This is a genomic window from Lapillicoccus sp., assembly GCF_025353065.1.
GTDB lineage: Bacteria > Actinomycetota > Actinomycetes > Actinomycetales > Dermatophilaceae > Lapillicoccus.
This window is the reverse complement of record NZ_JANXRJ010000223.1, coordinates 39,348-49,946: the sequence shown is the minus strand read 5'-3', so window position 1 is coordinate 49,946 and position 10,599 is coordinate 39,348. Positions and strand designations below refer to the sequence as shown.

The window sequence follows — 10,599 nt, the reverse complement described above, 5'->3', positions numbered from 1 at the left end:
TGGCCTTGGCGTACTCAGCGAGCTGGCGCATCGTCGGGAACTGACTCTGATTCTCCCACGCCGCCACGGGAAACTTCTTGAGGTCACTCACGCTTCGGCCGGAGCGTTCCCGGGCCCAGCGAAGCACGGCAGGCGCGACTTCAACTCGCTCTGCCATCACCGCTCCCCTTCGCTCCCTCGGCGGAGGACCGGCCGCCAAGTACTCTTAATCTATCTGGCCCGATCGGACCCAGGGGGCCCGGCATCAGGTATTCCCACACCGTCGGCACGGCGGCAGGGTTGGGAGCGCTTCGCACGGACCCCCTTGCCTGAGGGTGGTCAATGGCCGCCAGGCGGCTCCGAGGTCGCTCCCAGCGGCACTGGATGAGCTCACGGACCGGTCAACGCCCCGGCGTCGGACCTGGGGAGTGGCCACCGTCAAGATGGCTCAGTCGCTCCGCTGCCCCTCATCCGGGCACTCGCCACCTGGTCGCGTACCGCCTGCGTCGGTACGACCCATTCGTCTCCGCTCGCGGTGATGCGCCACTCGAGCCGAGACTGGTGCTTCCTGCTCAACCATGTCTCGAGCGTTCGGCCCGCCGCCCGTTGCTCGACCGCCGGCACGCCTGTTGCGGCGCGCCAGATCGCCAAGTCCCCGACGAGCTCGGAAGGTGCCTGGTCTGGCAGCGCACGCAGCCAGGGAAGGCGACCCCGGGCACCTGGCTGGTTGGCGACCTCGGCCACGCGCTGGCTGAGCCGAGTGATCCGGTCGATGGGCCGCTCGAGATGTTCACTTGCGGCGGGGGTCGGCCTGTAGAGCGACAGGAACGCGGGGGAGCCAGGGAAGCGGGCCTTCACCACATCCTGCGATGCCGCTCTCACTGACTCGGCCCAGCTCGTCCTTACGTGCCTCTACGCGGGCGAAGTCCACACCAGACGGCCTCATCTATCGATGAGGCACATCAGCCCCGGCGGTTGAAGGGCTGCCCGTCGGTCTCTGCTTGATAGGTGGCGATGTCGACCTCGAACCGAACCCGCTCGTCTGGGTCTCGTGGTTCCAGGGTCATCCCACCGTACTGATCTTCAGGGTGATACCGGTCGTACGCCAGGAGTACACCCGCCTCGTAGCGTTCGACCTGCTGCTCGACTACGCCGTCTTGGACCCAGAAGTAGTAAACGGCCGCGCCCCACTCAGCGTGCTCGTCACCGCGCGACTGGTCCCAAGGGCGAAGGTAGAAGGCCATGGCCGCAAGTCTGCCCGAGTGACGACGGCCTGCGTGGGTGCGACAGGATACTCAGCCGGTGTCCACCGAGCCCACTGCGGTACTTTCGTGGGGTACGAGGACGCCGAAGGCCCTCTCGCCGTAGCGGAGAGGGCCCGTGACCTGCGGTCCCTCCGGTGGAGCCAAGGGGACTCGAACCCCTAACCCCCTGCTTGCAAAGCAGGTGCGCTACCACTTGCGCCATGGCCCCGTGCGCTCACGCGCGGGTGGTGGCCGACCAGGACTCCCCGGGCGGCAGATCAGTTCGCGAGGTGCGACCGGACGTCGTCGGTGGCCTCGGCCCAGAGCTCCTGCTCGGCCTTCTGGTCGCGCAGCTTCCGCTGGAGGGCCACCGCGCCGGCCGCGGTAGCGACGACGATGAGGAGCTTCTTGATCATGCCTGGTCCTCGATCATGCGTGTGCCTCCGCCGGAGATGGAGCGGGGATGGTGGGCCTAACAGGACTTGAACCTGTGGCCTCTTCCTTATCAGGGAAGCGCTCTAACCGTCTGAGCTATAGGCCCGTCATCACTCGCGAGTCGTGCTGGGACCGAAGGCCCGGCACGACGCCCGAGATTACCCCACTGCGCACGGCGCGACCAAAACGGTTTGGCCCGTGGACGCCCGTGGCCCGGATCGGTCGTGCGGACCGAGTCAGTCGTCGGTGAGGGTGAGCTGCAGGCCGCCGACCAGCGCGGAGCAGATGTTGTAGAGGAACGCGGAGAGGGTGGCCACGGCCGTGAGCAGGACGATGTCGATGACCCCGAAGACGATGGCCAGGGAGGCGACCCGGCCGAAGCCGATGTAGTCCATGATCTTGAACTGGCTGCCGCCGGTCGCGGGCTGGATCTGGGAGACGAGGCGGTCGATGTCGGCGAAGACGCCCATGCCCGAGAGGATCAGCCACAGCACCACGGTGACGACGACACCGACGATGCCTGCGGCCACGGCGAGCAGGAACGACATCTTCATGACCGACCAGGGGTCGACCCGCGAGACCGCGAGCTTGACCCGGCGCGCCGTCGTCCGCTTGCCGCGACCACCACCGGTGGGACGCTTGGTGGGCGCTCCCGTGCGTGGCCGCTGCGCGGTGGCGGCGGGCCCGGGACGGGTACCACCGGGCGCCGGCCGGGGTGCGGTCGGGGTGGGCGCGACCGGTGCAGGGGTCGCGGTGGGCGCGCTGACCCACGGCTGGGGCGCTGTGGTCCCGCTGCCCGCAGCACTCGGCATACCGCCTTGGCCTGACATGCTCACTCACTGCCTCCATCGGTGTCGTCGGACGACGCATCCGACGGGTCATCGGTTTCGGTGGTCTCCTCAGACGGTACGCCATCCCCTCCTGAGATTTCCGTGAGCGCGTCCTCGTGGACATCTGCGGCCAACTCGAGACCGACGGCGTCGCTGCCCTCATCGGTGCCGCCCTCCGCCTCGTCCTCGAGCGCCACGCGCTCGTTGTTGCGAGCCACGGCGACGATGGCGTCGCCCTTGTCGGGCGCTGCGAAGATCACGCCCATCGTGTTGCGGCCCGTGCGACGCACCTCGTCGACGCGGGAGCGGACGATCTTGCCCTTCTCCATGACGACCATGACCTCGTCGTCCTCGGCGACCGTGAGCGCACCGACGAGGTCGCCGCCGCGCTCCGAGACCTGGGCGACGCGCACCCCGAAGATCCCCCGCCCCTTGATGGGGTACTCGCTGGACTGGGTGCGCTTGGCCAGCCCGTTCTCGAAGACGACGAACAGGTCGGGGTCCTCGCCGGACCGCACGACCGAGATCGACAGCAGGTCGTCGGCCTCGCGGAACTTCATCCCGGTGACGCCCGACGTCGCCCGCCCCATCGGGCGCAGGGCCTCGTCGTTGGCGCGGAAGCGCACCGACTGACCGCGGCGGGAGACCAGGATGAGGTCGTCCTCGGGCGACGCCAGACCGGCCCCGACAAGCGTGTCGTCCTCGCGGAGGTTGACGGCGATGAGGCCACCGCTGCGCGGGGAGTCGTACTCGCTGAGCCTGGTCTTCTTGACCAACCCGGCCCGCGTCGCGAGGACGAGGTAGGGCGAGGACTCGTAGTCCTGGATCGCCAGCACCTGCGCGATCTCCTCGCCCGGCTGGAAGGCCATCAGGTTGGCGACGTGCTGACCCTTGGCGTCACGGCCGCTCTCCGGCAACTCGTAGCCCTTGGCGCGGTAGACCCGCCCGAGGTTGGTGAAGAAGAGCAGCCAGTGGTGGGTCGTCGTCGTGAAGAAGTGCTCGACCACGTCCTCCCCGCGCAGCTGAGCGCCCTTGACGCCCTTGCCCCCGCGGCGCTGCGACCGATAGAGGTCGACCCGGGTGCGCTTGGCGTAGCCGCCCCGGGTGATCGTCACGACGACGTCCTCCTCGGGGATGAGGTCCTCGACCGACATGTCGCCGTCGAAGAACTCGATGCTCGTGCGCCGCTCGTCGCCGAACTTCGCGACGATCTCGCCCAGCTCGGTCGAGATGATGTCGCGCTGCCGCTGCGGCTTGGCGAGGATGTCGTTGTAGTCGTCGATGCTGCGCTGGATCTCGTCGTGCTCCTCGGTGATCCGCTGCCGCTCGAGCGCGGCGAGCCGGCGCAGCTGCATGTCGAGGATGGCGCGGGCCTGGAGCTCGTCGATGTCGAGCAGCGCGATCAGCCCGTCGCGCGCGGTCTCGACGGTCTCGGACCGGCGGATCAGCGCGATGACCTCGTCCAGGGCGTCCAGGGCCTTGATGAAGCCGCGCAGCAGATGGATCCGGTCTTCGGCCTTCTGGAGCCGGTATGCCGTGCGGCGCTGGATGACGTCGATCTGGTGCTCGACCCAGTAGCGGATGAAGGCGTCGAGCGGCAGGGTGCGCGGCACCTCGTCGACCAGGGCCAGCATGTTGGCGCCGAACGTGGTCTGCAGCTGGGTGTGCTTGAAGAGGTTGTTGAGGACGACCTTGGCGATCGCGTCGCGCTTGAGGACGATGACGAGCCGCTGCCCGGTGCGCCCCGACGTCTCGTCGCGGATGTCGGCGATGCCGGAGAGCTTGCCGTTGCGGACGAGCTCGGCGACCTTCTGCGCGAGCATGTCGGGGTTGACCTGGTAGGGGAGCTCGGTGACGACGAGGCACTGCCGGCCCTCGATCTCCTCGACGACGACGACCGCCCGCATGATGATCGAGCCGCGGCCGGTGCGGTAGGCGTCCTCGATGCCCTTGCGGCCCATGATGAGCGCGCCGGTCGGGAAGTCGGGGCCCTTGATGATGCCGAGCAGGGCCTCGAGCAGCTCCTCCCGGCTGGCGTCGGGGTGCCGCAGCGCCCACTCGGCGCCCTCGGCCACCTCACGCAGGTTGTGCGGCGGGATCTGGGTGGCCATCCCGACGGCGATGCCCGACGAGCCGTTGACGAGCAGGTTGGGGAACCGCGCCGGCAGGACGACCGGCTCCCGGGTCTTCCCGTCGTAGTTGTCCTTCATGTCGACGGTGTTCTCGTCGATGTCGCGCACCATCTCCATGGCGATCTGCGCCATCCGGCACTCGGTGTAGCGCGGCGCCGCCGCCCCGTCGTTGCCGCGGGAGCCGAAGTTGCCCTGACCGTCGACGAGCGGGTAGCGCAGCGTCCAGTCCTGGACGAGCCGCACCAGGGCGTCGTAGATCGAGGTGTCGCCGTGCGGGTGGTACTGCCCCATCACGTCACCGACGACGCGCGAGCACTTGTTGTAACCGCGGTCGGGCCGGTAGCCGCCGTCGTACATCGCGTAGATCACCCGGCGGTGGACGGGCTTCAGCCCGTCGCGCGCATCGGGCAGCGCCCGGCTGACGATGACCGCCATCGCGTAGTCGATGTAGGAGCGCTGCATCTCGATGTTGAGGTCGACGGGCTCGACCCGGTCACCCTCGGTGAGGTGCACCGACGCGACTCCCGACTCCGAGTTGTAGATCGTGTCGTCGTCGACGATCTCGCCCTCGATGACCTCGTCGGGGGTGTCGCCGTCACGAGTCTCGGGGTTCTCAGGGTTCTCAGGGTTCTCGTCGTCCGGGCCGGTCGGCGGCTGCTCGCTCACTCAGGATCCTTCTGCTGGTTACGGATTCGTATGCCGTGTGCCCGCGGCGCGCGGTGGCCGCGCCGCGGCATACGGGCTAGATGTCGAGGAAGCGCACGTCGCGCGCGTTGCGCTGGATGAACCCGCGGCGGGACTCGACGTCCTCGCCCATCAGGATGGCGAACATCTCGTCGGCGGACGCGGCGTCGGCCAGGGTGACCTGCAGCAGCGTGCGGGTGTCGGGATCCATCGTGGTGTCCCAGAGCTCGCGGTAGTTCATCTCGCCGAGACCCTTGTAGCGCTGGACCGAGTTCTCCTTAGGCCGGCGCCGGCCCTTGGCCTCACCCTCGGCGATCAGCCCGTCGCGCTCGCGGTCGGAGTAGGCGAACTCGTGCTCGGCGTTGCTCCACTTGATCCGGTAGAGCGGGGGCTGGGCGAGGTAGACGTAGCCGGCCTCGATGAGCGGCCGCATGAAACGGAACAGGAGCGTCAGCAGCAGGGTCCGGATGTGCATGCCGTCGACGTCGGCATCGGCCATGATGACGATCTTGTGGTACCTCGCGCGGCCGAGGTCGAAGTCCTCGCCGATGCCGGTGCCGAAGGCGGTGATCAGCGCCTGGACCTCGTTGTTGGCGAGGACCCGGTCGATGCGGGCCTTCTCGACGTTGAGGATCTTGCCGCGGATCGGGAGGATCGCCTGGGTGAAGGGGTTGCGGCCCTGGACCGCCGAGCCGCCGGCCGAGTCGCCCTCGACGATGAAGACCTCGGACAGGCTGGGGTCCTTGCTCTGGCAGTCCTTGAGCTTGCCCGGGAGACCGCCCGACTCGAGCAGGCCCTTGCGGCGGGTGGACTCGCGCGCCTTGCGGGCGGCGATCCGCGCGGCCGACGCCTGGATCGCCTTGTTGACGATGTCGCGACCCTCGCGGGGGTGGGCCCCCAGCCAGTGGCCGAACTCGGCGGTCATCGCGCGCTGGACGAAGCCCTTGGCCTCGGAGTTGCCGAGCTTGGTCTTGGTCTGACCCTCGAACTGGGGCTCGCCGAGCTTGATCGAGATGACGGCAGTCAGACCCTCGCGGATGTCGTCGCCGGTGAAGTTCTCGTCCTTGTCCTTGAGCATCTTCTGGGCGCGGGCGAAGTCGTTGACCATCTTGGTCAGCGCCGCCCGGAAGCCCTCCTCGTGGGTGCCGCCCTCGTGGGTGTTGATCGTGTTGGCGTAGGTGTGCACCGACTCGGAGTAGGAGGTCGTCCACTGCATCGCCAGCTCGAGGCTGAGCGACCGCTCCCGGTCCTCGGACTCGATCGAGATGATGTCGGGGTGGATCGGCTCGGCCCGCTTGGAGGTGACCAGGTGGGTGACGTAGTCGACGAGCCCGTTGTCGTAGCGGTAGGAGACCTTGCGCTTGCGGGTGGCCTTCGGCGCGTCCTCTCCAGCGACCGCCACCGCGGTCTCGACGACCGTCTCGATCTCGTCGTCCTCCGTGCGATCGAGGTCGGGCTCGCCGTCCGGGACGAGCGACACGTCGTCGACCCGCTCGTCGACGAGGTTGATGGTCAGGCCCTTGTTGAGGAAGGCCATCTGCTGGAAGCGGGCCCGGATCGTCTCGAAGTCGTGGTGCACGGTCTCGAAGATCGTGGCGTTGGGCCAGTAGGTGATCGTCGTGCCCGTCTCGTCGGACGCCTCGCCGCGCTCGAGCGGAGCGTCCGGGACACCGTCGTGGAACGTCATCCGCCAGACGTGGCCGAGCTGGCGGACCTCGACGTCGAGGCGGGTCGAGAGGGCGTTGACCACCGACGAACCCACGCCGTGCAGACCGCCGGAGACCTTGTAGCCGCCGCCGCCGAACTTGCCGCCTGCGTGCAGCTGGGTGAGGACGACCTCGACCGTGGAGACGGTGCCGGAGGAGTGGATGCCGGTGGGGATGCCGCGGCCCCAGTCCTGGACGCGGACCCCGCCGTTGTCGAGGAGGGTGACGTCGATCCGGTCGTTGGCGCCCGCGAGCGCCTCGTCGACGGCGTTGTCGACGATCTCGGTGACGAGGTGGTGCAGGCCGCGCTCGCCGGTCGAGCCGATATACATCCCCGGGCGCTTGCGCACGGCCTCGAGGCCTTCGAGCACCTGGATCGCGTCGGCGTCGTACTCCGGGCTGTCGGCGTCCGGCACGTCGCTCGCGCGGTGGGGCATCGCGGGGTGAGATGTGGCGGGGTGTGACGTGGCGGGGTGCTGAGGACTCGTTGCGGGCGCGTCGGGTGCGGATTCGGGCGTCGGTTCGGCCTCGGGCACGGTGCTCCTTCTCGGATCATGCGGGTGCATACCAGGCTTGTCTCGGTCGCACGCGTAACGGCGGTCCACCCCGAGACCCATCGCCTCGGACCGGCTGGCCGCCGCTTGACTCCCCATCCTAGCGGTCGGGAGCGGCGTCGTGCCCATCAGGAGGCCCCGGAACGGCCGTTTCCCGAGGATTCAGCCCACGGCCGGTGTCCCCGGTCGCACCCCGGCCTCTGAGCGGCGCTCAGCGCCCGCACGGTCCTCCCGCAGCCGAGGTTTCCCCCACGTTGTCCACAGGCCTGTGCACAACTCTTGGTGTGGCGGCGGAAGGACGGCCCGCGGAACCCCTTACGGTCCCGTCGCCGCAGGTCGTGCGGGGTGGTTGGACCATGCGGACCACGAGCCCGGGAAGAGTGCCGCGTCCACGCCGAGGACGGCCAGCGCGAGGACGCTGTGGGCCGCCGAGACGCCCGAGCCGCAGTATGCCGCGAGCTCGGCCTCGTCGGTGAGGTCGCCGGCCGCGCCGCGAAGGACCTCCTCGGACGGCAGGTGCCCGTCCGGGGTGAAGAGACCTGCGGCGTGCAGCGCGTTGACCGCACCGGGGATGTGCCCGGCCCGAGGGTCGAGCGGCTCGGTCTCGCCGCGGTAGCGCGCGCCGGCCCGGACGTCGACGAGGGTGCCGTGCTCGGCCCAGCGCGCGGCCTCGTCGGCCGTGATGCTCGGCATCCGGCCGGTGAGCAGGGTGGGGGTGGTCGGTGCCCAGGGGGCCGGGTCTCCCCTCTCGAGGTCGCCACCCTCGCCTTCTCCACCCCGCGCGGTCCACCTGGACCACGCCGTGATCCCGCCGTCGAGGACCCGGGTCCGGATGCCGGCCCACCGCAGGACCCACCACGCGCGGTCGGCCGCGAACGAACCGGCCTCGTCGTAGACCACGACATCGGAGTCGGCCCCGACGCCCAGGGCGCCGAGCCCGGCGGTCAGCGTGGCCGGGTCCGGCAGCGGATGGCGCCCGTCGCGGGGGTCACCGGTGTGCTCCGTGAGGACCGCCTCGAGGTCGAGGAACCGTGCCCCGGGGAGGTGGCCCGCGGCATACCGCACACGGCCGGCCCCGGGCGCGTCGGCGAGGTGCCACCGCACGTCGAGCAGCAGCGGCGACCCATCGCCGGCCAGCTCCTCGGCGAGGTCGGCGGCGGTGACGAGGTGCTCGGTGCGGCTCACCCGCCGAGCCTAGTGAGCGCGGTGGCCGCTGGGGTGGGTGCCCGTCAGCCGTAGGTGTCGCGGGGTCCCTGCCCCTTGACCCGCCGCAGGCCCTTGCTCCAGCTCGGCGCGCTCGGCCCGTGGACGGTGAGCTCGATGACCGTGCCCGGTCCCGCCTCCTCGTCGATCCGGCCGATGATCGCAGACGCCATCAGCCGCATCTGGGTGGCCCAGGCGGTGGAGTCGGCGCGCAGCGTGAGCACGCCGAGCTCGAACGACACCGGCGTCACGTGCTCGGCGATGTCGGGCCCGATGATCTGGGGCCAGCGGCCCATGACGGCGCCGGCCGTGACGTCGAGCTGCCAGCCGCGGTCGGCCATCAGCCGGTCCAGCTGCTCACCGACCAGCGCCGGGTCGCGGCCGTCGCGGCCGGCTCCCGATCGCGTCTGCGGGCCGGCGTCGCGGCGGTGTCGTTTCAACGGTTTCAGGCCCGGTCGTAGACCCTTGTCTCGTGCGCCGCGGCGGGCCCGGGCCAGGGCGGAGGCGGCGGCCGCCTCGACGTCGGCCTCCTCGCCGCCCTCTGGAGCACCCGCGTCATCGACAGCGCCAGCAGACTGGAGGTCGGCCTGAGGTCGGTCCTCGGCGCCACCGTCCGACGGCGGCGGCGGCACCGATGCCCTAGGCGACATCGCGCACCTCGCCGAGCGACACGGCATACGTGCGGCCGGTGGTGCGCAGCGCCTCGGGCACGTCGGCCCCGACCGCGGCGGTGATCAGCACCTGCTCGCAGTCGGCGACGAGCTCGGCGAGGCGCTCGCGGCGACCGCTGTCGAGCTCAGCGAAGACGTCGTCGAGGATGAGGACCGGGTCCTCGCCGAGGTCGTTCCGCAGCAGCTGGTATGCCGCGAGCTTGAGTCCCAGCGCGAAGGACCACGACTCGCCGTGCGAGGCATACCCCTTGGCCGGGAGCTCGCCCAGGGTGAGCACGACGTCGTCCCGGTGCGGCCCGACGAGCGAGACGCCGCGCTCGATCTCCTGGTCGCGGACCTCGGCGAAGGCGGCGAGCAGCAGCTCGCGCAGCTCCGCCTGCTCGGGCACGTCACCGGCCGCGATCCGGGCGGTCGGTGCCTCGGCGAGGCTCGCGCGGTAGTGCGCCGTGGCCCCGGACACGCTCGCGCTGACGGCGTCGTAGGACGCGGTGAGGTGCGGGCGCAGGTCGCGCAGCAGCCGCAGCCGGGCGTAGAGCAGCTGGGAGCCGACCTCCGAGATGTGGCTGTCCCAGACCCCGAGCGTCTGCAGCGCCGACGCCTTCGCCTCGTCGGGTGCCTCGCCCGGTGCGAGCGACCGGGGCCGACGAGATCCCTTGCGCAGCACCGGTGCTGCCGACTTCAGGAGGGCGTTGCGCTGCTTGAGGATCTTGTCGTAGTCGGAGCGGACGCCGGCCCAGCGCGGCTGGCGCTGCACGAGGAGGTCGTCGAGGAAGGCCCGTCGCCCCGCGGGCTCGCCCTTGACGAGGGACAGGTCCTCGGGCGCGAACAGCACCGTCCGCAACGAGCCGAGCACGTCGCGAGGGCGACTGACCGACGACCGGTTCACCTTGGCGCGGTTGGCCCGTCCGGGGTTGAGCTCCAGCTCGACCAGGACCTCCCGGCCGGCTCGGTCGATCGTGCCGCGGATGACCGCCGAGCTCGTGCCGAAGCGGACGAGCGGCTGGTCGCTCGCGACCCGGTGGCTCGAGAGGGTGGCGAGGTAGCCGATCGCCTCGACGAGGTTGGTCTTGCCCTGTCCGTTGAGGCCGACGAGCGTCGTGACGCCGGGCCCGAGCGCGAGCTCCGCCGTGGGATAGCTGCGGAAGTCGACGACGCTCAAGT

8 protein-coding genes and 2 tRNA genes are annotated in these 10,599 nt (G+C 70.2%); all 10 read right to left on the bottom strand.

What is annotated here, in order from left to right; genetic code table 11:
- Positions 1–941: 941 nt before the first annotated feature.
- Positions 942–1,223 carry a hypothetical protein gene (locus Q0R63_RS17050; RefSeq protein ID WP_295699888.1) on the bottom strand — a complete coding sequence of 94 codons (282 nt, stop codon included), beginning with the start codon at positions 1,221–1,223 and terminating at the stop codon, positions 942–944.
- Between the two features lie 156 nt (positions 1,224–1,379).
- Positions 1,380–1,452: transfer RNA gene (locus tag Q0R63_RS17045), tRNA-Ala, on the bottom strand.
- A 49-nt stretch (positions 1,453–1,501) separates the two neighbouring features.
- A complete protein-coding gene (locus tag Q0R63_RS17040; RefSeq protein WP_295699886.1) occupies positions 1,502–1,639 on the bottom strand; it encodes a DLW-39 family protein in 138 nt (45 codons plus the stop codon).
- 48 nt (positions 1,640–1,687) lie between these two features.
- A tRNA-Ile gene (locus Q0R63_RS17035) sits at positions 1,688–1,764 on the bottom strand.
- A 130-nt stretch (positions 1,765–1,894) separates the two neighbouring features.
- Positions 1,895–2,488: a DUF3566 domain-containing protein gene (locus tag Q0R63_RS17030; RefSeq protein WP_295699900.1), complete on the bottom strand. Its 594-nt coding sequence runs from the start codon at positions 2,486–2,488 to the stop codon at positions 1,895–1,897.
- Positions 2,489–2,490: 2 nt separating this feature from the next.
- A complete protein-coding gene (gene gyrA, locus Q0R63_RS17025; RefSeq protein ID WP_295699897.1) occupies positions 2,491–5,163 on the bottom strand; it encodes a DNA gyrase subunit A in 2,673 nt (890 codons plus the stop codon).
- Positions 5,164–5,362: 199 nt separating this feature from the next.
- Positions 5,363–7,447 (bottom strand): DNA topoisomerase (ATP-hydrolyzing) subunit B, encoded by a 2,085-nt coding sequence (gene gyrB, locus Q0R63_RS17020; RefSeq protein ID WP_295699883.1) that lies wholly within the window; start codon positions 7,445–7,447, stop codon positions 5,363–5,365.
- A 432-nt stretch (positions 7,448–7,879) separates the two neighbouring features.
- Complete coding sequence (locus Q0R63_RS17015; protein WP_295699880.1) at positions 7,880–8,749, bottom strand: rhodanese-like domain-containing protein; 870 nt, start codon at positions 8,747–8,749, stop codon at positions 7,880–7,882.
- Positions 8,750–8,793: 44 nt separating this feature from the next.
- The gene (locus Q0R63_RS17010) at positions 8,794–9,399 is read right to left on the bottom strand and encodes a DciA family protein (protein WP_295699876.1); all 606 of its coding nucleotides are present in this window, start codon (positions 9,397–9,399) and stop codon (positions 8,794–8,796) included.
- Positions 9,400–9,406: 7 nt separating this feature from the next.
- Positions 9,407–10,597, bottom strand: a complete 1,191-nt coding sequence (gene recF / locus Q0R63_RS17005) for a DNA replication/repair protein RecF (RefSeq protein WP_366521162.1) — start codon at positions 10,595–10,597, stop codon at positions 9,407–9,409.
- Positions 10,598–10,599: the final 2 nt, after the last annotated feature.